Raw genomic sequence first — 26,803 nt, forward strand, 5'->3', positions numbered from 1 at the left:
AATATTCTCTTTATTTTTCAATAATACCGCACGCCAAACGCGCACCACCTCCGTCAAGCGGTAATGGTTTGTCTGATTGATTATCTGCTCCTAAATGAATGACTAAAGAGTGCCCTTTAATTTCAGAGATTTTTTTTAATCGTGGAGCAAGAACGCTCATCATAGCATACCCTTGCTTATCAACATAAAGTGCTGGTAAATCACCAAGATGACCATTGACATTATAAGGTCCTAAATGTTTTCCGGTATGTTCCGGATCATAATGTCCACCTGCGCTTCCACCAATTATGCCATCTTTTGTATCACATGAAGGATTTACATGTATATGAAAACCATGCATCCCTTCTGATAAAGTAGATAAATTAGGGATAAAAATCAAACCGTATGTGTTTTCTTCAATTTTAATGCTACCAATAGCCTTTTTTGAATTATTATATTCTAATTTATAAATATTTACTTGTGTTGATAGTGCTAATGCAGAATTTTTATGAATTAAAAATGCCATAAAAACCAATAATGATAATAATATTTTTTTCATAAAATTCCTTTATACTTATATTTAAATAAATTTTATATATAAAAATAATCTATATTATTAAATATATATGATTGTATTAAATTGAAATTTAAGAAAAATAATTTACATAGAAATATTATTTCATTTATAACACGATAATTATTTCATCAAAAACAGAACATATAATTTGTTGATGACTTAATTATTTTTCATAGAAAAAATGACGAAAAATTTTTATTCATTATGAAATTTACAAGAGAAAGAATTATTATGATTCATATAAATTTCCCATAAAATACAGCATATACCAACACTTCCTCCCATTCCTGATCCTATCAGTGTTCCTATTATCATTCCGGCAGAAAGTGCTACTCCTATACCCATTGCGATAACTGGACCAAATCCTGGAAGAGCAATATAACCATAAGTTGCAAGAGTTGCTGCGATAGCTCCTGATATGCTACCATTTAAACCGCCAATGAAAGCAAATTCTTTAATAGAATGGCAGCACTTTTTTAATTTTTTTTCCTTACAGCTATGAACAAAAACGTTGCTGTAAGTTTTAAAATCAATCATATTTTTTTCTTTCATTTTGAATGCTAACTGTTCCTGAATAGTCAACGGATACGAAAAAATGGGACTTTTTAAATTTTACTAAAGCACGCCAGATGCCTTTGTCATCTAAACGCAATCGTTTAATATTCTCAAAACCATTTTGCATAAGACAATTTTTAACTTGTGAAGCAGTAAATGAGTTCTGACCTATTTTAGTGACATTTTGAGTAGAGCTATAGGTAAAGGCTTGACAATAAGGAAGATGAAAAACCTCACTGATTGAAGTAGTGACTGTCAACGAGACACATACAATCATTATAAAAAAAATACTTAATTTCAAAAATTTATTTAGTTTCATCTTGTCACCATTTGTTGAAACAACACTTCATTAACCTCTGTGTTACTAACAAGTTCCCAAGATGATTTTATTTTTAATAATATACTTAATGATAAAAAGTTTTGAAACTCTATTGATTAAATAAAAATGTTTTTTATTATTTATTTTCTTATTTTATATTAGTATACTAAATATATATAATAATTTTTAATAAAAAATGATGTATAGTACTACTAATTTTACATGTTTTATTACAAAAGCTCAAATATAAATAATTTTTCTGTGGTTATTGATACCTTATTCACTTATTATTATTTGTTTATTTTACGTTATTATCCATTATTGCTCAGTAGAGCTGTTTAGATGATTTTGTTGGAAATATTTGCATAATTTCCTTGAATCCACAACCGGGATACATTCCTTCGCGCATAAATAAATTACGTAATGGTGAAAAACTATGTAACAAACCAAGCCCAACGCTTCGTATCATATGAACAGGCAACATATGAGAAAGTAGAGCAGAGTTAAGTGTATGAACAGCTCCACTTCGGATTAATATATCTGGTTTGCGGCATTTGTTATAATGCGCAACAATCATTTCAGAGTTAGAATTGGACATTTTATTGAGTAAAATATCAATCAAAGTTTGGACATCACGGAATCCTAAATTCAATCCCTGTGCCCCAATAGGGGGGAAAACATGAGCGGCTTCACCCACTAAAATTGTTCGATTAGCAGCAAAATGATAAGAAAGAAGTCCTGAAAGCGGCCATGCTTGAATTGATGTTTCTAAGCTTAGCTTTCCAAGCATTGATTGCATTTGGTTTTCGATCATTTTTGCAATTTCTTTTGGTTCTATATTCAACAATTCCTCAGCACGAGAAGGATGAACAACCCATACAAGACTAGATCTTCGCCCTGGTAAAGGAACCTGTGTAAATGGACCATGTTCTGTATGAAATTCGGTTGATGTATTTTGATGAGAAAACTCATGAGAAAAGTTGAGAACAAGTGCTTTTTGTGGATAATTCCACTGTTTGACACTTATTCCTGCTGCGGCACGTGTAAGAGAGTGACGTCCATCAGCAGCAACAACAAGTGGTGCTTGAATGACTCTATGATCAGCAAGAGTAATACATACATGGTTTTTTGTGTGATGAAAAGATTTGGCTGCCGAAACAAATCTTGTAATATTGGGCGTATGTGTAACAGCATCGACTAAAGCACTGTTCAATTTTACATTAGGTATATTATAGCCAAAAGCTTTTTCACCAATTTCAGCAGAAGAAAAATGCACCGTAGGAGCATGCACAATTCTAGAAGTTATATCTACAATTCTCATGTAGGATAAAGAAGCAGCATATTTTTGAATATTATTCCAAATATTGAGTTTTTGAAGCATGCGTACTGCAGGCATCATAAGAGCAGTTGTCCGTAATTCATCTGTATGAGCAGGGGGGCCAACAAGAAAAACAGAAAACCCCTCATGTGCAAGACTCAGTGCGGACAACATTCCCACAGGACCTGCACCAATAACAGCAATATCTTTATGCTCTTTCTTTTCAAATATCACAACGATTTGAACCTTTATCCATTGAGAAAATATTTTAACATTTCCAAATGATCACTCTCTTTTTATTATATGAAGCTCTTCTATTATAGTATGTAATAAATAATGCGATATAAAAAAGTAACCTTTTTATGATTTTTTTAAATGCTGGGTTATATCATCGGCAAAAAATGGCGTATTGATAGATGGTTGAAGACTTTAAAAACGAGGATAAGAAAACCTTGAAACGTAAACTAACAAAGAAAATCAAAACAAATGCTAAATTATTACGCCATAAAAAAGTAACAATGCCACAAGCAAAGGCTTTTTCTGTTCATTTACTAACAGCTTCGGGATCATTTTTAGCGTTTCTTTCTCTTATATCAGCCTCTCAAAAAGAATGGACAGCTATGTTCTGTTGGCTTGGGCTTGCACTTCTCGTCGATGGTATAGATGGACCAATTGCACGCAAACTTGATGTTAAATACGTTCTTCCAACATGGTCTGGAGAGCTGTTAGATAATATTATTGATTACGTGACTTATGTCTTAATTCCTGCTTTTGCACTCTATCAAAGTGGTTTTATGGGGGTAGGGTTATCGTTTTCATTGAGTGCAATTATTGTTATTTCATCTGCTATTTATTATGCAGATACTAGCATGAAAACCAAAGAAAACTTTTTTAAAGGATTTCCTGTTGTTTGGAATATGATGATTTTTACGCTTTTTGTCGTAAGACCGGGAGAGTGGATTACTTTTATCATTATTGTTTTATCGGCGATTATATCTTTTTTGCCAATTTATTTTATCCATCCAGTAAGAGTCCTTCGTTTACGCAGAGTTAATTTTCCAATTTTTCTCTTATGGTGTTTTTTTGGTGTTTCTGCATTCTTTTATCAACTAGAGGCTCCCTCTTGGGTTAAAATAGGAATTTCAGTAACAGGATTTTATATATATTGTATTGGCGCAATCATGCAAATATTTCCTCAACTTGGGGCAAAAAATATAAAAAAACAATAAATAGTTGTTTTAAGAAGGGTGTAAGATGCAAATTGATTTTGGAGCAGATGATGATATTTCTTTTACGAAAGAAGGGCGTGCTGGTATTATAAAGCTCACACGCCCTTCAGCATTAAACGCTCTGAATCAACGAATGGTTTCAGCTTTAAAAAAAGCTCTCAGGACATGGGAAATAGATGATAATGTTTCTTGTGTTTTAATTGAAGGGGAGGGGCGTGCTTTTTGTGCTGGTGGAGATGTTGTAGAAATCTACCATATGGGGAAAAGTGCCTCTGCTTGTCAATACTTTAGTGATGAATATAGTTTAAATGCTTATATTAAACATTTTTCAAAGCCCTACATTTCTTTCTTAAACGGTATTTGGATGGGAGGAGGGGTAGGTATTTCTCTCTATGGTTCGCATCGAATTGTTACAGAAAATACAGTTTTTGCTATGCCAGAAGGTGCAATTGGATTTTTTCCAGATGTAGGTGCAAGTTTTTTCTTACCATCTCTTCCCAATCATTTTGGCATCTATCTTGCATTAACGGGCGCACGCATAAAGTGGGGAGATTGCTTAAATTTAGGATTAGCAACACACGCCGTTGCTGAAATTGAATTCGATATGATTAGAAAAGCTATTATTGAGCAAGGAGATCCTACTTTAGCTTTAAACGAGCGAGCAATTACAAAAGACTATGAAACGAGTCATGAAACACGTTGTATTATTAACACTTGTTTTAGTGCCCATACCTTAGAAGAATGTCTTGAGTTGCTACATAAAAAAAGTAATGAAGGTATTTTATTTGCTAAAGAATGTTATGATATTTTGCAGTCACGTTCTCCGATAAGTTTAAAAGTTATCTGGAAACAAATGAAACAAAATTCATCTCAAACGTTGGAAGATTGTATGAAAATTGAAAACCGTATTGCACATCATATGATTAATTCACATGATTTTCATGAAGGTATACGTGCTATGTTAATCGATAAGGATAAAAGACCTCAATGGCAGCCAGATAAACTTTCAAATGTGACAGGTGAAATGGTAGATTCTTACTTCCAACCTGTTGAGCAAGAGTTATTATTGTGAAAAATAATTCACACAAACGGATTTCAAAAATCAATTTAATCTATAACTGTTATTTACGGTTTTTGGCACTCATTTGCTTAGTCCTAGGTATTTGTTATTGGATACGCCTTGTTGGTGTTTTTCCAGGTATTCTATGGCGTTTTGATCTTATGCCTTGGCAGTGGCAAGTTGCATCAGCTATATTGGCTATTCTCTATCCTATTGCCTTAGTTGGACTTTGGATGTATTCATTATGGGGTATCATTGTGTGGTGTATTGCAACATTGATTGAAGCAATAACAATATATTATTCTGATTTTATTTATCAGCCATTTGTACCGTTATTTCATGGAATATTGTTTTTAGCTTTCATAATACTACAAATTGTGATGATTTTTTTTAAAAGAGTAAAAAATAAAAAAACATCGTGATTGAAATTTTCGAGCCAGAATAACAGGCTCGATTTTCAATCATACAACTTCAAAGGTCATCAAGTTTTTAAAAGTAGCTCACCACAGTTTTCAAACATACGTTCCTCAAAGTGCTAATGCTAGATATACTCCCCCCATAAAGTTCCATAATATATATTATGCGATAATACGATACAGAAAAATAAAGCAAACCCTACTTTTTTAAAACATAAATCACATTTGTAATCGTACAACTCACTTTTAAAACAAAACTATGGTAATTGAATAACACATTAAAATATTTGGTCTTTAAGGATATTCCTCAAAGACCAAAAATGAAATTACGTCGTATAAATAATAAAAATTACTGTACTATTTTACAACGTTTTATACGTGCAAGATCACTCAAAACAGCATTACGATTATTTAAAGCTGAAATTTCATTACTTTCACTTGATTTTACATCCATAAAAAACAAAGCAGGTACAAATACAACACCTGCTGCTGCTAAGGCCACGTTTTTATTTCTTGCTTTAGAACGCTCTGCAATTGTATCATTAATCTGACGTTTATTAGCAAAAAACTCCCGTTGAATATCGGCACAACTCATTGATCCGTCATGTATTGTTGTCGTTGAAATGTTTTTTTCTAAACGCCCTCCACATGCTGTCAAGGAAACCGCTAAAACCACAATACATACACCCCGCTTAAAATTCTTATACATAAAAGCCTCATTTTTGACATAAAAAAGCACTAAATATGTCAAAATTGAAATAAAATAAAGGATAAATCTAAAAGTATTTTATTTAACTTAAAATATTGCACATAATAAGCTTACGTATCTGTTTCAAAAGTAAGACCTTGATATGCAGGTTTTACATAGGATGGGACATAATTTATAACCTTATTGTAATCCAGCGATCTGTCCATATGTGTGAGTATTGCTTGTTTTGGCTTTAAATATTCTATCCATTGTAATGCTTGATCAACAGAAAAATGACTCGGATGGGATTTAAATTGAAGAGCTTCAATGATGAGAACATCCAAACCCATTAATTTGGATAAAGTTTTTTCAGGAAATTCACTAACATCCGTACAATAGGCAACATTCCCAATCCGAAAACCTAAGGAATGAATGTTTCCGTGGTGTTGTAAATGTGTATTGACGCTTATTGCTCCGCCCTGCCCCTGAATAATAAATTGGCTATCTTCATTGATAAGATGCTCTTTTAAAATGGGAGAATAAGATGAAGCTTTTGGTGTTTGAAAACAATATCCGAAAGCACTTTTGAGATGCTCTAGTGTAAATCTGTCGGCATAGATATCTATTAGACATTTTTGTGCAAGTGCATAGCTGCGTAAATCATCAATACCGTGGATATGGTCTGCATGAGAATGTGTGTAAAGAGCAGCATCAAGATGGCTTACACGCGCATCAATCATTTGTGAGCGAAAATCTGGACCTGTATCAATAACGATTGTTGTTTTGTCTCCTGAAGGTTTAATACGTTCAACTAATAAAGAACTTCTGTAGCGTTTATTTTTAGGGTTATTCGGATCACATGTTCCCCAATCACCATTGGGTCGAGGCACTCCTGGAGAAGGACCACAACCTAATATTGTAAATCGGTATTGATCACACATATCTTTTGCCTTATTTCATTTTACTAAATAAACGAAAAGCGTTACGCGTTGTTATTTGAGCTGTTTCTTCAATACTTAAGCCAATTGTTTCAGCCAAAACAGCTGCTGTATAGCATACAAAAGACGGTTCATTTGTTTTTCCCCGATGGGGACTAGGTGCTAAGAATGGAGCATCTGTTTCCACTAACAAATGCTCATGGGGCACAATTTTTGCTATTTCACGGATTTCAAGTGCATTTTTAAAAGTGAGAATACCTGAAAAAGAAATATAACCACCAAGTTCGATTCCAGCACGAGCAAGTTGCATTCCAGACGAATAACAATGAAGGATAAAGGGGAAAGCTCCTTCTTTTATCTGTTCACGTAATATTGTCTCCATATCGAGATCGGCATTGCGTGAATGTATAACAAGAGGAATCTGTGTTTCTCGAGAAGCAATGATATGTTCTTGAAAAACTTTTTTTTGCTCTTCTGGTGTAGAATAATCATAATGATAATCAAGCCCCCCTTCCCCAAACGCAACAATTTTAGGGTGATTCGAGAGCTGTATAAGCTCTTCCGCTGTAATATTTTGTTCTTCATGCGCATGATTGGGGTGTGCTCCAACAGAACAAAAGACTTGATCATAGCTTTGCGCAATGGCTAACAGCTTATCTAACTTATGAACATGGGTTGAAATTGTTATCATACGTTTAACGTCAGCATCTAAAGCCCGTTGGATAACATTATCCAAATCTTGTGAAAAATCTTCAAAATCAAGATGACAATGTGTATCAATCAACATGATAAGTATCTTCTTTCTTCAAGATATAACGAGGAAAAATCGGTTCTGGTGGTGGAAGATCAAGCCCTTCTTGAATTTTTGAGTGACTTATATGATACAATAACCGATCATCTTCAGCAACCGCAAGGCTATCAAGAAGTTTCGCTGCTGATTGGGGTATGAAAGGTAAAAGCATAATTCCTATTCTCCGCAAGATTTCTACAGTGATATAAAGAACTGTAGAAAATCGCTCTTGGTCATTTTTACGTAAACTCCAAGGTTGTTCGTTGGCAAAATAGCGATTGGCATCTGCTACAATTGAAAAAATAGCTGAAAGTGCTAAATGCATACTATAAGAAGACATAGCTTGATGTACAGTTTCAAGTACTTGAAGAGATTGTTCTAAAAGCTGTTTATCTTGAGCTAAAAATGAAGTTGGTCTCGGGACTTGTGCATTACAATTTTTGGCAATCATAGACAAACAGCGCTGTGCTAAATTACCAAGATCATTAGCAAGATCAGCATTAATACGGTTCACAAGGCTTTCATGGCTATAACTACCATCTTGTCCGAATGGTACTTCACGGAGAAGGAAATAACGGACCTGATCAAGACCATAATGATCAACCATTTCAAAAGGATCAACGACATTTCCAATAGATTTTGACATTTTTGCACCACGATTAAGTAAAAAACCATGTGCAAAAATATTTTTAGGCAATTCAATTCCAGCAGACATTAAAAATGCCGGCCAATAAACTGCATGAAAACGAATAATATCCTTACCAATAATATGCGTATTTGCAGGCCAAAAATCACGTTTTTTTGAATTTTCATTGAAAAAACCAATTGCTGATAGATAATTTGTAAGCGCATCAACCCAGACATACATCACATGCTTTGGATTCTCAGGAACAGCAATGCCCCAGTTAAAACTTGCGCGTGAAATAGAGATATCTTTTAAACCTGATTTTATAAAACTTATAATTTCATTACGCCGCTCAAGTGGAGCAATAAAATCAGGATGTTTTTCATAATATTCAAGAAGAGCCTTTTCATAATGAGAAAGTCTAAAAAAATAACTTTCTTCTTCATTCCATTCAACTGGAGAGCCTAATTCTTTCTCACGGCGGATGTTGTCTGGTCCAATTTCCGTATCTTTTTCTTCATAATAGGCTTCTTGGCGAACCGAATACCACCCCGTATAACGACCGAGATAAATATCGCCATTTGCTTCCATCTTTTTCCAAATTTCTTGACAAGCTTGGTAATGGCGTTCTTCTGTCGTACGAATAAAATCATCGTTAGAACAATTTAATACTGCAAGCATTTTTTGAAACACAGCACTATTACGATCTGCAAGTTGCTGAGGTGTCATACCTAATGCTGCTGCGGTTTGTTGCATCTTTAGACCATGCTCATCTGTACCAGAAAGAAAAAATACATTTTTTCCGTTTAATCGTTGAAAGCGGGCTAAGACATCGCTTGCAATTGCACTATAGGCATGTCCAATATGTGGGGCACCATTAGGATAAAAAATGGGAGTTGTTATGTAATATGTGTCACGCATGTCATACTCGTTGTAAAACGCTATAAATAAAAGATATAAAGATATAATGACATAACGTCTGTTCATCGTATTGTCACGGAAAAACTAATCCTCATGAATGATCTTATGAACTTTAAAAAGTAAGTTAATAACAAACTGCTTTTTATCGAGATTAAACAGTTGTATTTCCTCTATTTCTTGATGAATCTCTTGCCATTTTTCCGCATATTTTTTTGAGAGAAATAAGTCACCCTTTTCAACGAGCATGATAGCTTTTTTTTGAATTTTATTAAGAATTTCATCACAAAATTGTTGAAATTGGAATGTAGAAGAAACAGATGAAAATGTTTGTGCAAGAGTATGTACAATCGTTGCGTTACAAACAGGTTTCTCTAAGAGAGCATCAATTGTTTTAATAATTTCAAGACCGTCATGGCAGATAAGTAAAGCAGCTTTTCGAGGACTTCCTTTAGATTTTTTAATAATTATTTCAATTGTTTTCTCATCAGGTAAGTTCTGATTGGCGAAAATATGTATAATAACTTTTTTCATTTCATCGTTATTTAACGGACGAAAAGAAATTTTTTGACACCGTGAGTGGATTGTTGGAAGCAATTTTCCTGAAGAATGCGCGATAATAACAAATAACGTTTTTGAAGGTGGTTCTTCAAGCATTTTGAGAATTGCATTTGCTGCATTTCTATTCATATCATCTGCAGAATCAATAATAACAATACGCCATCCATCATCTTGCGATGTTCGGCTTAAAAAATGCATAATATCACGGACATCATCAACGAGTATTCCTGTTTTAAACTTTTGCGTTTTTACATCAAATCGACGTGAAATATACAAAAGACCAGGGTGACTTCCTTGTGTAATTTGGCGCCATGGAGTAGAATAAGGATCGGGTTTCAAGAAAGCCTCCTGTTGAGAACTTAAAATGTTCCAAGCAAGATGAAAGGCTAATGTAGCTTTTCCAATCCCATATTCTCCTTCAAATAACAATGCATGATGCAAACGCTCTTCTTTAAGCATTTGTGTCAAAAAATGACGAACATCCTCATGACCAAAGACAACATCATTCTGGGATGGTGATAAAATTGTATCAATATCATCATATTGGCGTAAGATATTTACATTACTCATGAAAGCTTATCCAACAATACCTGATGACAAATATTTTTTATTTGATGTGCAACCGCTTCCACTGAGCCAGTAGCATCAATGACTCGAAATCTATGGGGTTCCTGTTTGGCCAATTGAAGAAAAGCTTGACGCCTTTGTTCTTGAATTTCCAACTGATCTTTTTCAAAATAATCAATTTCTTCTGTTTCTTTTCTTCGTAAATTTGCACGTTTCATACCACACATTGCTGGCATATCTAATAAAAATGTTAAATGGGGCAAGATACCATTGAGTGCAATACACTCTAAAACAGCAAGAAGAGAAGAACTGACTGTATCATTGAGTCCTTGATAAACGCGTGTAGAATCAATAAAGCGGTCACATAAAACGATTTTACCTTTTTGCAAAGAAGGCGCGATAACCTCGGTAACATGGTCGACACGTGCGGCTGTAAACAAAACAGCTTCAATCAACGGTCCATAATGTTGCGCCTGCCCTGACAATAAAATATGCCGGATTGCTTCTGCTCCTAGCGTTCCCCCTGGTTCTCGTGTTGTGACAACATCATAACCTTGGTGTGAGAGAGACTCAGCAAGTAAAGAAATCTGCACCGTTTTTCCTACCCCGTCCCCTCCTTCGAATGTAATAAAATAACCTGACACGTATGACCTTAACCTTATTAGCACGTAACTACAAATATTTCCGTAACCATCCAATTGTTATTTCATAGAATGCATTTTTTACTTTTGCAAAGAAACTTCCTTCCTGAACATTCATTCCGGCAAAAACTGGTTTTTCCAGAAGAACCTTTTTATCTTCTAAAATTTGAATAACGCCAACTGATTGTCCAGAAACGATAGGAGCTTTCAATGGACCATGATATTTAATTTTTGCTTTAACATTTACTTTTTTTTCATTCGAAAGCATAAAACTTATTGGTTTTTTAACAATGAGTGGAACAAAATTTTGCGTACCACCATAAACAGAAGCACGACCAACCGTTTCTTCTTTTATGAAAATCGTTTTGAGATCAAATGCTGTCATTCCCCATTGAAGAATGCGTTCTATTTCTTTTGTATATTTTTTACCATCTTGCAAACCATTGATTGCTAAAAAAAGACGTCGATGATTTTTAGAAATGGTGGCAACCATTGAAAAACCTTCTTTTTCGCTGTAGCCAAAACCAAATCCTTCTACACCAATTTCCTTAGAAATAAGAGGATTTTTATTACGTTGAAAAATATTATTCCACGTAAAATGAGGCTCACGATAAAGTGCATAATAATCCGGATATTCCTGAACAATATGACGTGCTAATATAATCATATCACGCACGGTTACAAATTGTCCATCTTCGGGTAGCCCTGTTGCGTTAACAAAATGACTCTGAGATAATCCGACTATTTTCGCGCGCTGATTCATCAGTTTTGCAAAATGAGCCTCATGTCCAGATATTCCTTCAGCAAGAATAATAGCAGCATCATTTCCATTCATAATAATTAAACCACGTAAAAGATCAGAAACACTGATTTCTGTCTTTATCTTTGCAAACATAGTGGTTGTACCGGAAGGTGCTCCACCTTTACGCCAAGCATTTTCACTGACCTTGAATTTCTGCGTACTCTTTAACATTCCCTCCTTTAAGTGATGAAATACGACTTCCACTGTCATCAATTTTGCTAATGAAGCAGGAAAAAAAGGAATATCACTTTGTTTTTCATAAAGTATTGTCCCTGTATCATCATCGAGTAACAACAATTGTGATGCAGAAATTTGAAAACCTTCTGCTCTCCCCCACGTGTCAAATGCCAATATCCCCCATAAAGTCAATAAGATCCTTAATGTTGTATACATAGCTTCTCCTCCCATCCCAAAGATCAACATAAAGAATCTTATATAGGAAAAAACTTTTTTATTTCCGCAAATTGAGGAATTATTGACAACTCAAGAAAAGACTTTATTTTTATTCAACGTTATCAAAAGTAATATGATGCACTTTTTATCTTCTACATAGGTTTAGTTTAATATTTTAAAGTATACAAAGACAAAAATATTTTTAAATTTTTTGTTTTATATTTATAGTACATTGTTTATTATAAAAATTATAATATTTTAACTTATATATTATTAAAAATGCTGTAAGATTTCTTCGTTATATTTCTTTTCATATTGAATTTAATAAAATTCGCTTACTTACGCGTCATAAGTAAAGTTCGTATATGGATAAAAATTATTAAAAAAGAGAATAAAAATACCTCTTATCAACCTCTCAAGTGTTAAAAATTATCGCACAAAACATTGGAGGCTTACAAAGTGTACGATGGTGTCGGTTTATATCTTCATAAGTGTAAAGATAGTGATGTCTAAAGGCGTTACCAATCATACCATTCATAGGCGCTATCGTAAAATAGGCTTGTAACGTGTTGAAATATTTCCCTTTTAAATAAGTACGTGAATTGGCAATGTATGTGTATTTTGTTTGAGACGCTCTGTTTCTCGTGAGGGGACTTACTCCATTAAAGAACATGATAAACAAAAGCATGAAGTAATGCATAATCTCTTCATAAGATATTACCGTGGATGCTTTTTGGAAAGCTGCAAAACCGAATCAAAAGAAAATATTTTTCAAGCTTTTTATTCCTATCAAATTGATTGTATAGTTGCTTTGGAGATTACACAAACAGACTGATACAATAATCTCCCCTCGTCTAGCAAAAGCTATTACAGCAAGAAAAGTACGCGCTTTATTAAAGCAAGAAATATCATAAAACGACGAATAGACCAGTAATGGAGCGGAAAGAACGTATTGAATTTATAATAGCACCCAACCACGCTTTTTTAAAAGGACAACGCGCTTTAAGATGAAAACCTTCCACTAAATCCGTAAGTTCTTATCTTTTTTACTAGAGAATTATATAGATAAAAAATCAACGCATATTTTCTTAAAACAGTTGTAGCCAATTGACCTTTGTTTTTTTGTTTAGCTTATTTATAGAAGCAACTTGATCGAATGGCATCGGCTTATCAACCATGATAGGACCAATTTCTGGCAATTTAACTGCAACAGTTTTATTACGTTGTTCCTGTTCAACAGCAGCTGCTTTAGCTAATCCTTCTTTGTTTCCTGTATTGCGCTTGTCTTTTAACAAAACAGTTTCTCTTTTTTTCGAAACATTTTCTGACGCTAATGAATACGAGGCAGCATTTCCAGGAGTATAAGAGGCCATTAAATATGCACCATCATAATAGCCAACGGGTGCTTCAGCAATATATTCTACCTTAACATCTGCAACCCCCCTATCTACATACCCCAGTATTGCCGCAGCTTGCCTTGATAAATCAATGATTCTGTCTTTCATAAAAGGTCCGCGATCATTCACTCTAACAATGATTGAAGATCCATTTTTCAAATTAGTAACACGAGCATAGCTCGGTAAAGGCATTGTAGGATGAGCAGCAGTCAAAAGATTCATGTCATAAATTTCACCGTTGGCAGTTAAACGCCCATGAAAATCTGAACCATACCATGATGCTTCGCCAACACGTTTATAAGTTGGATCATTTTGAGGATAATACCACTTTCCTTTTATTTGATAAGGTTTACCAACAACAACTCGTCCACGCTTTTTTTCTTCCGATTGATTCTTCTTATTGGATACGTGTTGAGGTAGTACAGAAGTGTTTACGTCAATTGGTTTATTATGATAGGAATCTTTTATTGAAAAATTCATAGTTTGGCTTGCGCAACAAGATACCAGTGACTGAGAAATGACGATCATAGAAAACAATTGAAGTGATGGTTTAATAATAAAAGTAAATTTCTTTTTTCTATTTGAAGGCATCTATTCAGTCCACTTATTTCTGTTAAGTACTACTGTAAAAACCACGTCACGCTGTCACGCTTTTTATATGCGACGGAAGAATTTACGTTTTTAAATGATTTCCCTCGCGCATATACCACCCTTGAATTGGCTCCTTTTATCAAGAAATTAACACATTGTTAACCTTTTTATGATTTTTGTAAGAAATAAATGTACTATAGTAGATGTTTAAAAGAATGAAAATTAAACAAATCAACATCTTATAGAAAAGTTATTTCATAATATAAACTGTGAATAAGTGGTGATTTTAGCAACTTGTTTTGCGAATCATGTAATGCAGTAGGTATTAAAAAATCAATCTATGGATTGAGAAAAGGAGCAACCACATTTGCTGCCAACGCAGGTACAACCGTATCGTAAGCTTAAAGCTCTTTATTTTTGGACAGGAGACAGCATAGCATCGCTCTATTCCAAAACATCTGATAGAAAATGACTAATTATAGAATCAATGAAAAACTTCAAAAAGAATCAAAACGAGAAAGATTCTTAAATTTTTGCATAGTCTATTGATATTATTTAAAGTTGGTGAGCGCGCAGGGATTCGAACCCTGGACCTACTGATTAAAAGTCAGTTGCTCTACCAGCTGAGCTACGCGCTCTCACACAAGCTATCTAGTTTGTAGACTATCTAATTTGCAGAAAGTGAAGGGAACATACGGTTGACTTTTCATTTGGTCAACACCTTTTGAAGAAAAATATTATTATTTTCTTCAGTTATCAATAATTTTCCGTTTTCCCCTCCTTTTTTCATCATTGTATAGATACTCTTTAATCTTCTTTTTGAAGTTTCAATAAAGGAACAATTTCATTGCAAAATATTGCATAGATTCGAAGCGCTAAAATTATAAGAAATTATCCCCCTTCCCTCACATGGGTTGTTGAGCATAATGGATAGAGAAAAAAATACCTTTTACTATAATATTATTTTTATATCTTTATATTTTAGTTTTCAATTTTCAAATATAAATACAGATTTATAAGATAACATATTGATTTATAATAATTTATCATTTCATCACTTGAGTGAGAGATCTCAAATACTGTAAGCTTCTCTCATTTCAAATCTTTTTTATATTGAAACAACAAAAAGTATTTTTTTGACCGATACAAGATATTGATTTATAATGATAATCTAGCTCTGTTCATATTGAATTAGACCCCCGAATAACGTAGGATTCTCTCATTTCAAATCTGTTTATCTTGAATCAATCAAAACCACTTACTTGCACATCACAAGCGGGGTTGATGTGTGGGTAAAAATTGTACAAGAAAGGAGTAAAAATGGTTCTTATGAATCGTCTTAATGCAAGGGCTGTCGCAACATTGGGGGCTGGCAAATATAATGATGGTGCCGGCTTGTTACTTCATAAGCGTAAAGATGGAGGTGCTCAATGGATTTACCGTTTTACCATTCATGGGCGGCGCCGTGAAATGGGCTTGGGTGCCTTAAGACATGTCTCTTTAAAACAAGCCCGTGAATTGGCAACTGGATGGCGCTCTGTTTTACGTGAGGGGCGTGACCCCATTAAAGAACGCAATAAACAAAAGCGTGAAGCAATAAGCAATCTCCATTATTTAAAAGATATCGCGTTGGATGCTTTTGAAAGCCGTAAAGCTGAACTAAAAGGAGATGGTAAAGATGGGCGTTGGTTTTTACCCTTAAAACTCCATATTCTCCCCAAATTAGGTTGCCTCCCCGTTTCAGAGATTACACAAACAGAGATACGCAATACACTTGCTCCCATTTGGCATACAAAAGCAGCAACAGCTGATAAAGCTCTTACCCGCCTTAATATTTGTCTCAAACATGCGGCAGCCTTAGGATTGGATGTTGATTTACAAGCAACAGAAAAAGCACGCGCGCTCTTAGGTAAACAACGCCATAAAACGCAAAATTTTCCAGCTATGGATTGGAGAGATGTCCCTGCCTTTTATAAAACACTTTGCGAAGCATCAACCTTAACACAACTGGCTTTGCGTTTGCTTATTCTGACAGGCGTTCGTACCAACCCTTTGTGTCATATTCATAAAGACCAAGTTGATGGCGATATCTGGACAATCCCTGCTGAAAATATGAAAGGTCGACGTGATACTACAGAAGAGTTTCGCGTGCCTCTATCATCAGAAGCATTAGAAATCTTAAAACAAGCACGCTTGCTTTCTCGCAATGATTTCTTTTTTTCTGCAACCGGTCGGGGTCCCCTCGCTGCAAATTGTATGGCTCAATATATGAGAGACAATAAAATTGAGGCATGCCCCCATGGATTTCGCTCTAGTTTACGCAATTGGCTTGCTGAAACAACCGATGCCCCCTATGAGGTCGCTGAAACCATTCTAAGTCATACAGTAGGAGGGCAAGTAGAGCGTGCCTATCGTCGTACTGACTATCTAGAACAGCGCCGTGTTTATATGGATAAATGGGCGGCATATGTCACGGGTCAATCTTAAGATATGGGGTGAATAACCCCATGATCTGTGGATAACTTTAGCTCTCTTTTCTCTCATTCTTTCTCAATAAGATTCATAAATTATCACATCAGAAATTATATGATAAAATATTGTTTTCTATAAATAAAATACCTTCAAAAATGAACCAAAATCTGGTTAATAAATAGTTATGATTTGTTCTCATTTTTTGATAGAAAGGAAATTATTATGACAGAAAATGATATTCTTTTGACAGACCGTGAAAGTGCAAAATTGCTTCATATGAGTGTCTCAACATTCCGCCGTCATGTTACCAATGGCTCTTTGCCAAAACCTTTAAAATTTGGTTTTTTATCGCGTTGGTTACAATCAGATCTTTTGAATGTCATCGAGCAAGCAAAACAGCAACGTTATAACAACGCAGCATAAAAAGAAAACCTTGTCACGTAAGGACGGATAAGGCTTTCTCAAGCTCATCAACCTGGTGCTTTATTTGGTGTAAATTCAAGGCTTTCTCTGCTGAAGCAAGACTTAAGGTTTGCATTCAAGTTGTTCTGAATGTTTTTTACAATAAGGGCTATTTAAGCGTCTCTCAACACTTCGCTGAGGCATGACAGCACCAGGACGACATATGGGAAGATTGTCCGATTTATGGTTTTCACACCATTCTTGTATTGTAAAGCTAGGACGAAAACCTGATTGCGCCATACACATTTCAATACTGGCAAATTGATTCAAATCTAGCGCCACAACCTTATTAAGGTCCGGTACTCCACATTCTAAAAGTATTTTATTTCTCCATAATGCTGGAGAAAGTGAGGGAATTGAGTTAACACATCCAGTGATACTTAACAGAGCTATGCAACTCAACAGTTTTAAGATTTTCTTCATTTTTCCCCTCTTTCAATGGATTTATTTACGATAAAACAGAGCTCATAAACCTGTTGATATTTCCTGTCACCGCTGCTGAAAACAACAGTGAACAATATTGAAATGGTTAGTTGAGGAAACAATCCCGTCATTCCAAGTGGAGGCAAGGATGGCGGATTGTTAATCATCACAAACAGCAAAACTTAAGGTTTGCATTCAGGTGCATTTTTATACTTTTTACAAAAAGGGCTGTTCAAACGCTTCTTGACACTGCGCTGTGGTATGACAGCACCTGGACGACAAATCGGAAGGTTTTCGGCTCTAAAAGTATAACATGGCCCTCCCGCTCTTGCTACCTCTTCATCTTTATAGCGAAACCCTGATTGAAGCATGCAAGCATAAATTGTTGCTTTTGCATTAATGCTCTGCTTTCTGTTTTCTGGATCGACATCATAAGGCGTTGGCATGCCACATTCTAACAAGGCTTTTCCTACCTCTGTAAAATTAGTAACACCATTTTTCTCCCACGCGCTCAAATACCCTCCAGGAGTTTTATTAAACTGACATCCTGCAATACCTAATAAAGTTACAGCACCTAATAGCTTTAGAGTTTGTTTCATTTTTTACTCCATTATTTAATTCAAGGTTTTTGTTCACGATGAGATGTGCCATAGCGCCATGTACACTTATCACTCGCATCTCCAAGGCAAGTATGGGAGCTTATGGGATTCATGATCACTCTCCACCATTCTTTCCACCAGTTACTACCAGTAGGTATTGTCTCGTAAGTATAGCCATTGCCGCCAATAATTCTGCTGACAAAGTCGTATCTATTCCCATCAAAGCCAACAATGGTTTGTTTGCCGTCACTCACATAACCTAACAGACCGGATGCAACTAAAACATTAAAGGCTGGTCCATAGAGATTGATATTCGTGTTTTCGTTGGCTATACCGTGAACACCTTCTTGTTTGAAAGAATTCAGCATATTCCCCAATGTCATGGTACCACGGCTATGTCCATAAAGTTCTAATCCTGTAAGACCATAGCTATACATCAAATCTTTTGCTTCTTGTGTTGAATTGGTCAAACCCCAAAAGTTATTTTCCATAAACTTCTGATAGCCCGCGACCAGAAGTTCTGAGATAGCAGAATCGGCTTCTGGGAACACAACAAAATAAAGCGGTGCATTTTTATCCTTCGCATGTTGAACCGCATAAACAGCAGCCTTATAGGGTGGTGTAAAAATGCCATTGAGGGACACATGCACCTTGCCATCAAAACCAGCTTGCAAATGCTGCTTTTCTTCATCCGTTAAATAATGTGCGTGAGAAAACAACCGCGCCATTCCAAGCAAAGGCAAGGATGGCGCATTGTTGGTCATTACAAGAAAGACTTAAGGCTTGCATTCAGATGCATTTTTATACCTTTTACAAAACGGGCTGTTTAAGCGCTTTTCGACACTTCTCTGTGGGATGACAGCACCAGGCTGACAAATGGGCAAGTTTTCGGCTTTATAGTTTTGACACCAAGTTCCTCCCCATTTATCTTTATAGTGGAATCCTGCTTGCACCATACAGGCATCAATTGTTGCCCATCCATTATTGTTTACCTCTTTATTTTCTGAACCAGGATCGATAAGACTCGGCATTCCACATTCTAATAAGGCTTTTCCTACCTCAGTAGAATCTGCTCCTGTCTTCTCCCACATATTCACGTACCCTGGAGCAGGTTTGTCAATGTTTTCAATGTCACATCCAGCTATACTTAATAAAACTATCCCACTCAATAATTTAAACAGTGTATTCATTTTTTTCTCCATAAATAACCTAAACCTAAATTATCCAAAATTGCATGAGGTGCATAAATTTTTGTATTATCATTATGATGTGTTCCATAATCACGTTTACATGCTGCCGACGCATTACCATAACACCTATGGGTGCTAGGTTTAAAGCCGCGTAACGCTAGCATTTGCTCTATCATTGGAGTTGCTGGTGGAAATATTGCATAAGGGAACCTCAAGGGTGCCTTATAAAAAGTAGGTAGATTGTGACCAAATCCTGTATCAATGGGATCGAATATATGGTTTTGTAAATAAATATGATCTTTTTTACCATCACTCACATAATATAGTGCATTCGCTATCGATAGAGAGTTATCAGCGGGTCCAAAAAGATAGATATCTGTTTTTTCTGCTATACCGTGAATGCCATGCTGTTCAAAGTCACGCATTCCATTGCCCACTGTTAAGCTACCACGGCTATGCGCACTAACAATCGCCCCTGTATTGCCATAACGATAGATAAAATCTTGTAACTTCTTGGTCGAATTACTCCATCTCCCAAAATACTCATAAATCGCTACCCCATATTCTACGAGCCTGTCTTTAGCTTGTGGGTGGTATGTAAAATAAAGGGGTTCATGTTCATTATCAGCTAAGTGGACAGCATTACCGGCTGCTTCATCTGGTGTGTTAAAAATACCATTATAGAACATACGCCTGTTGCCATCAGAACCTTCTTGCAAATGCTGCTCATCTTCAGCATTTAAAAAGTGATACAGAGTAATATATTCTCCATCGCTGTCTTTTATAGGTTCTCCATTTTCATCGGTTAAATAGAGGACATTGCCATTTTCATCATGCGCAATCTCACCTACTGGATGCTCTTTAACATTTGCGACTTCGCGCACTTTGTCCCAGTATCCCAATCCTTCATCCGACAAATCATTGATCATATCTAGGCGATTATGCACGGCTCCCTCAAGCGGTGCTACATTGAGCTGTCCTACTGCCTGGTGGGCTGTAGCGGTGTTGCGGTTGAGAGAGCCAATGATTTGTCCAGCATCTTGCCCCATCGCCCTCTGTCCAGTTGTATCAGTAAGGATGATAGTCCCATCACTGATAGTAGATTTGGTTTCCCCTTCTACTCCATCATGTGCTTTTTAGGGGCTACATCATTGTGCTTTTTAGGGGCTACATCATTGCGCTTTTTAGGGGCTTCAGCATTACGCTTTTTAGGAGCTTCAGCATTACGCTTTTTAGGGGCTACATCATTGCGCTTTTTAGAGGCTTCTTCACTATATTTTTTATAGGCTTTATCGCTGTATTTAAACCCTTCTTCTAAGAGTTGGATTGCCATTTCACGGTCTTCACCGGCTGTTTTTTCCAGCTTAGTGACATCTATTTGTGATACACCCTGATGAGCTTCAGCGGTATTACGGTCAAGGGAAGCTGTGGCTTGTTCCACATCTTGCCCTGTCAATGCCTTCTGCCCTGCTTCATCAGTAATGACGATGGTGCCATCGCTAATGGCAGATTTGGTATATCCTTCCCTTGAATCCTGTTGTTCTGCATGATCTAAAACATTTTTGGCAATGTTTTTAGCGATGTCGTATTCGCCCATTGCACCACCCGCTGCAATGCTAATCCCATCACTGCTGGCTTTGGCACTCGCACTGTTGGTAATATCACTGGTGCTGATGCTTCCTGTGGTCAGGCTGTTTTTTTCTGCCAAGGCTGTGCTTTCAATAATACCTCCAGTCAGCGTTGTTTTATCTTTAACGGTGATCTCAAACCCGTCATCCCGGGCTTTAATGCCTGATTGTTCCACAACACTGTGATAATCGCTGGAGGATTGATCATTTTGGAAAGAGACGTTTATTGATGCACCATCAGGCTTTCCATTGCCTTTAACCCCAACAGAAACAGAGTTTTTTTTGCTGGAACTTTGTCCCGTATCACTGCGGCTGACAACGGTAAAATCACCTCCTACTTCCATTTCTACACGCTCTCCAGAAACCACGGCGCCTGCCAATGTGGTGTTTGCCCCACTCGTGGTATGAACAGTACCTGTACCAACAATATGGCTGTTCTTTTGTTGAACCTGTTCACTGGAACCTTCCCCTTGACTAAAAGTAGCACTGCCTGTTACCCCTGCGCCACCCGTGCCATAACTGGCTCCAATATTCATTGAAGCGCTTTGGTTATGTTTTTGTGTGCTTTTCTTGTTTTGCGCACTTTCAAAGGTAATATGCTGTCCTGCTTCCAAGTTGATATTCCCGCTCTGCGGATCATTTGCATAAACAGGATTGGTGTCAGCGATAATATCAGCTCCAACACCATGGATGCTGCCTTTGTGGGCTTTCATATTGACAGAACGCCCAGCTTCTATGCTATTGGTTACAGCAGTAGATGTCTGAGAAGACTTCTCTTTCTTTTCAGTCTTAAAGCCTACGGTAACACTGGTAGAAATATCCACCATCTTGAGAAGGGAATCTTTTGTTGATCCGCTCTTTATCCCATTATAGAGATCTTTGCCTTTGTTATAGAGATCTTTGCCTTTTAGACCAAGAATGATGCCATTGCCGATTTTGTGTTTTGTATCCCCATGACCAAAACGTTTTCCTGCATCCTTTATATCTTGTATGGTGTCTAGTATATCTTGTATGGTGTCTAGAATACCCACATTGACAGAACCTGTAACACCAGCAAAAGACTTTTCATGCTTTTCTTTTGCGTTAGAGGTATCATAGCTTTCTGATAGGGTGATATTATTGCCAGCATCGATGTTCACATCACGATCCGCCGAAACATCTGCCGCTTGCATGTTCACATCACGATCCGCAGTAATCTGCACATCTCTGCGTGCTGTGATGTGCGATTGAATGGAAGCTGTTTCCCATTGATCGCCGGTGTCCTTCGTGCTTTCAACCCCAACACCCAAAGAAGCATTCTTTTTTCCATCATTAAACCCAATAGAAAAAGAGTTTTTCTTGCTGGAGGTTTGACCCGTATCACTGCGACTGGTAATGTTCAAATCACGACCAACCTCCATTTCTACATGGTTTGCAGAAATCACGGCACCTGCCAATGTGGTATCCTCTCCACTGCTGGTATGAACAGTGCCAGTGCCTATAATATGGCTGTTCTTTTGCTGAACCTCCTCACTGGAGCCCTTGCCTTTACCAAAAGAGGCGTTACCCATCCACCCTGTGCCACTGGTACCATAACTATACCCAATATTCATTGAAGCGCTTTCACTGCTGTTTTGTGTGCTTTGCGTGTTTTGTGCACTTTCAAAGGTGATATGTTGCCCTGCTTCCAAGGTGATATTCCCGCTCTGCTCATCATTTGCATAAACAGGATTGGTGCCGGCGATAATATCAGCTCCAACACCATGGATGCTGCCTTTATGGGCATGCATATTAATAGAACGCCCGCCTGCTATGCTATTTGTCACAGCAGTAGATGTCTGAACAGATGCTTCTGTTTTCTCTGTCTTAAAGCCCACTGTCACACTGGCTGAAACATCAGCCATATTGGCAAGAGCATCCTTGATAGAGCCAGCCAAATTTCCTGCATCCTTTATATCTTGTATGGTACTAAGAATGCCAACATTGACAGAACCTGTAACACCAGCAAAAGACTTTTCATGCTTTTCTTTTGCGTTAGAGGTATCATAGCTTTCTGATAGGGTGATATTATTGCCAGCATCGATGTTCACATCACGATCCGCCGAAACATCTGCCGCTTGCATGTTCACATCACGATCCGCGGTAATCTGCACATCTCTGCGTGCTGTGATGTGCGATTGAACGGAAGTTTTTTCCCATTGATCGCCGGTGTCCTTCGTGCTTTCAACCCCAACACCCACGGAAGCACTGCTGCTGCTCTTTCCAAACTGAATGCCAAAACCTGAACGCTTTTCTTCAGAATTTGACTTATGGCTATTATGACCAACAAGCACATTGACATCACGGGCTGCGGTAAGATTAACATTTTCCCCTGCAAGATCAGAGCCCACAATTGTCACATCTTTTTTCTTGGCAGTGATGTTGATAGTGCCATCCGCATTCAAAGAAGAGCCTTGATGTTCAAAACTCTCTTCATTTTCTGTCTTTCCTTCACTCCCGTATATCGACACAAAGTTCTTGCCTGAACCCACACCAAAACCTGTTTCATGGGTCTCTGAATGGCTGCTATGGTGATCTGTCATGCCATCAATCGTTACATTTTCTGCTGTCACATTGATGTCTTGATCTGAAAGCAGATGAGAAGCAGAAATCTTGGCTTCTTTTTGTGCGTTTATGTCAATGTTGCCCGTCGCACCCAAAAAAGAGGAGACCGTTGTGGTGTGCGATTCAGATTTATCGGAAGATTTCTTGTGCAAAAAGCCACTTGAAGACGATTGTGCTTGTTGATCAAACTGTTCTTGAGCGCCTTTTATGACAACATTCCCACCAGAATAAATAGAAATATCCGCTTGTTTCTGATCTTCTGCTGTTTTCTCTCCTTTGCCAGCAAGCAGAACTGACCCAATGATTGTTGTATCTTTTCCAGATTCAACAGCAACACCTTCACCCCCTGTTATGCTTGATCCCACAACTTGGGTGGCATCCACCTTGTTATGCTCAGATTTGCTGCTACTAAATACTCCCCCCTTTTTGTGGTACGACATCTCATAATGTAAGCTATCCTCTGCATTGGTGATCAGGACATCGTTGCTGGCTTTTAACCCTACCTTGCCATCAGCCGCAACGTGACTTCCCGTGATGGTGAGATCATGCGGCTTTCCATCCTGCCCTGCAATGATAGTGGTATCACCTCCCGATTTTATTGAAGAGCCAACCGCATGAGAGGCTTGCATATCCACTTTCGTGTTTTTGCCCTGAAGATGATACTCCATCTCATCGTTTCTCACCCCTATCGCTATCTCCCCTTGGGCACCAAGTCCAACATTGCCCTTGGCATCTATATCAGAAGCAGCAATATGGATATCGCCACCCGATAAAACAGTGGTATCTTTTCCAGAACTTAAATGAGAGCCATTGTGCAAAGCGATATGGGAGGTTTCACTCCCATTCTGATTGTCCATACTGTTGCGTGTGGCATCAATCGAAACATTCCTCTCAGCTTGTAAGAAAAGATTATCCGTTGCTTGAACATCAGAGCCTAAAATATTGAGATCTTTTCCAGAGGAAAATGTCGTTGAACCTCCAGAATTGACTTCCGATTTATGATGCATGGTGGCATCACCCTGTTCATCATGGTAATGGGTTTCTGCTGAACCTATCGTCAAGTTGCCTTGTTCTGTGGCCATGGCAAGATCACCCCCGGTGGAGATCCCCACCCCTGAGGCGGTGATATCTTGTTTGGCAATCACCGTTGCATTACCACCAGCAGAAAACGCATCGGTGTTTAATACTGTCTCCAAGCCGTCAACCGTTGTGCGCCCTGCATCTAAACGAATATTCTTCTCCGCAAGTAAAACAGCATCACCACCCGCCGCAAAATGCCCTCCTTGACTGAGGATATCCCCACCATGCACATGCAATTGGTGGTTTGCCGCAATACGCCCTGAATTGGTTATCGTTGAATTGCTTGTATTTTGGCTGGTGATATTGACATCATCACCCATGATCAAAGCCCCAGCAGAAACAAAGGAGGCTCTGTCTTTTTCAGGGATGTAAAGCACCGGTGCGTAAACATCCATGCCCTTGACCTGTTGGCGCACATAAATCACCATCGGGGCTTCTAGAGAAGCCAATTGTTCTTCACTCAAAGCCTCACCAAAGGGGAGATTGTGTGCTTTTGCATATTCTGCCCCCACATCCAGCAAAGTTTTGACTTGTTCAATGGCATCACTTCCAGGAATAAAGGAGCCTTTGCCCAAACCTTGACCAACAAGATCACGCATTTGTTTTTCAATCAGCTGCTTTTCGAAATAAGCATCGCCTAAGAAAAAAATCTCCCGATCAGGATTGTAGCCAATTCTGTTCAAATAATAGGCTGAGCCATAAAACTTGCCGACATCAAGGAATTCTGCCCGCGTTTCATAAATGAAATTTTGATTGGGCAGCGTGCCACCAACCCCACCCGATTGGGGTTTTGGTAAAGGAAGCCCCTCAGAAAGTTCCCCTGCATTATTGAGATCCACTTTTGGTGTAAAGAGAGCGCCAGCCCCGGTTAAACCGCTTAATGCCTCCAGTGGATTGCCTTCAACGGTTTTTGCTTCAAAATGCGCATCCCCTGTAATCGAACCTTTCACTGCCGTGTTGTGGAGTTGATCAACCACCAGATTTAAAGTGCCACCCGCTTGGACAAGACCTGGAACGCTCTCCAAAGATTCTGAGCGGATATGACGAAATTCGCCATCGGCTATATCTAAAGAAACATCGCGGCTTCCATCAGCTTTATAGCCATAACAATTGTCTGTGTCTGCTTTACAATGCATAAAGGTATTTTTATAAGCAGTTGCACCCAGATTGGTCAGCACACCAGCGTGGATATCGGCATTTCCCCCTGCTCTCATAATGCTATAATGGTTGTCAATGGTATCAGCGTTAATGATGAGATTGCCGTGAGATTGTATCATCCCCTGAACGGTAGGTTTATGCGAAAACCCTTGCGCGACGATTTCCTCTGTCATGTGTGACCGGTTATACCATCGATACCGTTCTATATTACTGTTTGTCTTGTCATATTTCCAAGTAAATGACTTGTAGACTGTTCCATCGTTTGAAATTGCGGCACCATAAGTTTCTTCTTTGCTCGACCAAAGCTTTTTATCAAATACAAATTTTTCTTCATGAAAGACATAATGATTCCGTACATAATTTGGTAGAGGTGCAGGAGTAAGTTCATCCTTAGTGTGCCCCTTTCCCCAAAGGTTGGGACCATCTTGATATAACATCCCATCACTGAGTTGATCAGAATCCTTTGGTTTTTGGAAAGAAATATCGCTATATTCCGTTTTTTCCGTGATGACAGGCGTGCTATCAGCTTTGTTTTTTAGAGTGTTGGTTTGGATATTTAAGTTTCTACCTGCTTGAATAAAGCCTGCTTTATTGACAAGGGAAAGGCTTTTTCCGCTGCCATCTGCATTGGTGAAAGATAAATCACCCTCTGCCATTATGGCACCAAAATCATTGAGCAAAGTCCCATCAACTTGTAAAGCACCATTGCCCTTCACATAAATTAAGCCCGTTTTGTTGTTGGTCACATTGCCCGTCACGCTAAAGACTAAATCCTGCCCCGATGCTAATTGACCGCTATTTCCAAGCTCCCCCGTTTTGATCACGAAATCTCGTGCCGCTAAAA

At 37.6% G+C, this 26,803-nt stretch carries 23 protein-coding genes, 1 tRNA gene and 1 pseudogene; 6 read left to right on the plus strand and 19 right to left on the minus strand.

What is annotated here, in order from left to right; genetic code table 11:
* Positions 1 to 10: 10 nt before the first annotated feature.
* The 4 genes from ACFIKD_RS05625 to ACFIKD_RS05640 all read right to left on the minus strand — a co-directional run bounded on the left by ACFIKD_RS05625 (position 11) and on the right by ACFIKD_RS05640 (position 2,982).
* Positions 11 to 538: a superoxide dismutase family protein gene (locus ACFIKD_RS05625; protein ID WP_375644830.1), complete on the minus strand. Its 528-nt coding sequence runs from the start codon at positions 536 to 538 to the stop codon at positions 11 to 13.
* Between the two features lie 213 nt (positions 539 to 751).
* Positions 752 to 1,108 carry a hypothetical protein gene (locus ACFIKD_RS05630; RefSeq protein ID WP_375644829.1) on the minus strand — a complete coding sequence of 119 codons (357 nt, stop codon included), beginning with the start codon at positions 1,106 to 1,108 and terminating at the stop codon, positions 752 to 754.
* Positions 1,086 to 1,430, minus strand: coding sequence for a hypothetical protein (locus ACFIKD_RS05635; protein WP_015856389.1), 345 nt, complete (start codon positions 1,428 to 1,430; stop codon positions 1,086 to 1,088). Before ACFIKD_RS05635 ends, ACFIKD_RS05630 begins: the two co-directional genes overlap by 23 nt.
* A gap of 325 nt (positions 1,431 to 1,755) precedes the next feature.
* Entirely contained in the window at positions 1,756 to 2,982 is a 1,227-nt protein-coding gene (locus ACFIKD_RS05640) for a UbiH/UbiF family hydroxylase (RefSeq protein WP_375644827.1), read from the minus strand.
* A 182-nt stretch (positions 2,983 to 3,164) separates the two neighbouring features.
* Here ACFIKD_RS05640 and pcsA point away from each other — a divergent pair, with 182 nt between their 5' ends.
* Genes pcsA through ACFIKD_RS05655 form a run of 3 tightly spaced genes read left to right on the plus strand, consistent with a single transcriptional unit; the run spans position 3,165 to position 5,459 of the window.
* On the plus strand, positions 3,165 to 3,977 hold the full coding sequence (gene pcsA, locus ACFIKD_RS05645) for a phosphatidylcholine synthase (protein ID WP_375636099.1): 813 nt from the start codon (positions 3,165 to 3,167) through the stop codon (positions 3,975 to 3,977).
* A 25-nt stretch (positions 3,978 to 4,002) separates the two neighbouring features.
* Positions 4,003 to 5,049: an enoyl-CoA hydratase/isomerase family protein gene (locus ACFIKD_RS05650; RefSeq protein WP_375647444.1), complete on the plus strand. Its 1,047-nt coding sequence runs from the start codon at positions 4,003 to 4,005 to the stop codon at positions 5,047 to 5,049.
* Positions 5,046 to 5,459: a DUF6163 family protein gene (locus tag ACFIKD_RS05655; protein ID WP_375647445.1), complete on the plus strand. Its 414-nt coding sequence runs from the start codon at positions 5,046 to 5,048 to the stop codon at positions 5,457 to 5,459. Before ACFIKD_RS05650 ends, ACFIKD_RS05655 begins: the two co-directional genes overlap by 4 nt.
* A 343-nt stretch (positions 5,460 to 5,802) precedes the next feature.
* Here the strand turns inward: ACFIKD_RS05655 and ACFIKD_RS05660 are convergent, their stop codons facing one another.
* From ACFIKD_RS05660 to ACFIKD_RS05695, 8 genes are all read right to left on the minus strand, one after another.
* Positions 5,803 to 6,162, minus strand: a complete 360-nt coding sequence (locus ACFIKD_RS05660) for a hypothetical protein (protein WP_375647447.1) — start codon at positions 6,160 to 6,162, stop codon at positions 5,803 to 5,805.
* Between the two features lie 110 nt (positions 6,163 to 6,272).
* Positions 6,273 to 7,082, minus strand: coding sequence for an MBL fold metallo-hydrolase (locus tag ACFIKD_RS05665; protein WP_273787963.1), 810 nt, complete (start codon positions 7,080 to 7,082; stop codon positions 6,273 to 6,275).
* Between the two features lie 10 nt (positions 7,083 to 7,092).
* Positions 7,093 to 7,866 carry a TatD family hydrolase gene (locus ACFIKD_RS05670; RefSeq protein ID WP_375647448.1) on the minus strand — a complete coding sequence of 258 codons (774 nt, stop codon included), beginning with the start codon at positions 7,864 to 7,866 and terminating at the stop codon, positions 7,093 to 7,095.
* On the minus strand, positions 7,856 to 9,415 hold the full coding sequence (gene metG, locus ACFIKD_RS05675) for a methionine--tRNA ligase (protein WP_015856397.1): 1,560 nt from the start codon (positions 9,413 to 9,415) through the stop codon (positions 7,856 to 7,858). Before metG ends, ACFIKD_RS05670 begins: the two co-directional genes overlap by 11 nt.
* Positions 9,416 to 9,499: 84 nt before the next feature.
* Positions 9,500 to 10,543, minus strand: a complete 1,044-nt coding sequence (locus tag ACFIKD_RS05680) for a DNA polymerase III subunit delta' (protein ID WP_375647449.1) — start codon at positions 10,541 to 10,543, stop codon at positions 9,500 to 9,502.
* A complete protein-coding gene (gene tmk / locus ACFIKD_RS05685) occupies positions 10,540 to 11,184 on the minus strand; it encodes a dTMP kinase (protein WP_375644820.1) in 645 nt (214 codons plus the stop codon). The genes ACFIKD_RS05680 and tmk overlap by 4 nt, the downstream gene beginning before the upstream one ends.
* Positions 11,185 to 11,212: 28 nt before the next feature.
* Positions 11,213 to 12,376 (minus strand): D-alanyl-D-alanine carboxypeptidase family protein, encoded by a 1,164-nt coding sequence (locus tag ACFIKD_RS05690; RefSeq protein WP_375636091.1) that lies wholly within the window; start codon positions 12,374 to 12,376, stop codon positions 11,213 to 11,215.
* A 1,088-nt stretch (positions 12,377 to 13,464) separates the two neighbouring features.
* Entirely contained in the window at positions 13,465 to 14,364 is a 900-nt protein-coding gene (locus tag ACFIKD_RS05695; protein ID WP_375636090.1) for a septal ring lytic transglycosylase RlpA family protein, read from the minus strand.
* A 285-nt stretch (positions 14,365 to 14,649) separates the two neighbouring features.
* Between ACFIKD_RS05695 and ACFIKD_RS05700 the strand changes: the two are divergent.
* A pseudogene (locus ACFIKD_RS05700) lies at positions 14,650 to 14,836 on the plus strand (integrase); the annotation flags it as partial.
* A 90-nt stretch (positions 14,837 to 14,926) separates the two neighbouring features.
* Here the strand turns inward: ACFIKD_RS05700 and ACFIKD_RS05705 are convergent.
* Positions 14,927 to 15,002: transfer RNA gene (locus tag ACFIKD_RS05705), tRNA-Lys, on the minus strand.
* 682 nt (positions 15,003 to 15,684) lie between these two features.
* Between ACFIKD_RS05705 and ACFIKD_RS05710 the strand changes: the two genes are divergently transcribed.
* A complete protein-coding gene (locus ACFIKD_RS05710) occupies positions 15,685 to 16,851 on the plus strand; it encodes a tyrosine-type recombinase/integrase (RefSeq protein ID WP_375647450.1) in 1,167 nt (388 codons plus the stop codon).
* Positions 16,852 to 17,058: 207 nt separating this feature from the next.
* Entirely contained in the window at positions 17,059 to 17,259 is a 201-nt protein-coding gene (locus tag ACFIKD_RS05715) for a helix-turn-helix transcriptional regulator (RefSeq protein WP_375647451.1), read from the plus strand.
* A 102-nt stretch (positions 17,260 to 17,361) separates the two neighbouring features.
* On the opposite strand, the gene ACFIKD_RS05720 is transcribed toward ACFIKD_RS05715, so the two are convergent.
* The 6 genes from ACFIKD_RS05720 to ACFIKD_RS05745 form a co-directional block, all read right to left on the minus strand.
* Positions 17,362 to 17,721, minus strand: coding sequence for a hypothetical protein (locus ACFIKD_RS05720; protein ID WP_208433114.1), 360 nt, complete (start codon positions 17,719 to 17,721; stop codon positions 17,362 to 17,364).
* 182 nt (positions 17,722 to 17,903) lie between these two features.
* The gene (locus tag ACFIKD_RS05725) at positions 17,904 to 18,320 is read right to left on the minus strand and encodes a hypothetical protein (RefSeq protein WP_375647452.1); all 417 of its coding nucleotides are present in this window, start codon (positions 18,318 to 18,320) and stop codon (positions 17,904 to 17,906) included.
* Between the two features lie 20 nt (positions 18,321 to 18,340).
* Positions 18,341 to 19,084, minus strand: coding sequence for a filamentous hemagglutinin (locus ACFIKD_RS05730; protein WP_375647454.1), 744 nt, complete (start codon positions 19,082 to 19,084; stop codon positions 18,341 to 18,343).
* A gap of 12 nt (positions 19,085 to 19,096) precedes the next feature.
* Positions 19,097 to 19,510 carry a hypothetical protein gene (locus tag ACFIKD_RS05735; RefSeq protein ID WP_375647455.1) on the minus strand — a complete coding sequence of 138 codons (414 nt, stop codon included), beginning with the start codon at positions 19,508 to 19,510 and terminating at the stop codon, positions 19,097 to 19,099.
* Positions 19,507 to 20,559, minus strand: coding sequence for a hypothetical protein (locus ACFIKD_RS05740; protein WP_375647456.1), 1,053 nt, complete (start codon positions 20,557 to 20,559; stop codon positions 19,507 to 19,509). The genes ACFIKD_RS05735 and ACFIKD_RS05740 overlap by 4 nt, the downstream gene beginning before the upstream one ends.
* Before the next feature lie 68 nt (positions 20,560 to 20,627).
* On the minus strand, positions 20,628 to 26,803 hold a 6,176-nt coding region (locus ACFIKD_RS05745; RefSeq protein WP_375647458.1), incomplete at its 5' end, for a hemagglutinin repeat-containing protein.

Origin of the sequence: Bartonella sp. CR84HXZ (assembly GCF_042194535.1) — a bacterium.
In the GTDB taxonomy this organism is placed as follows: Bacteria; Pseudomonadota; Alphaproteobacteria; order Rhizobiales; family Rhizobiaceae; genus Bartonella; species Bartonella grahamii.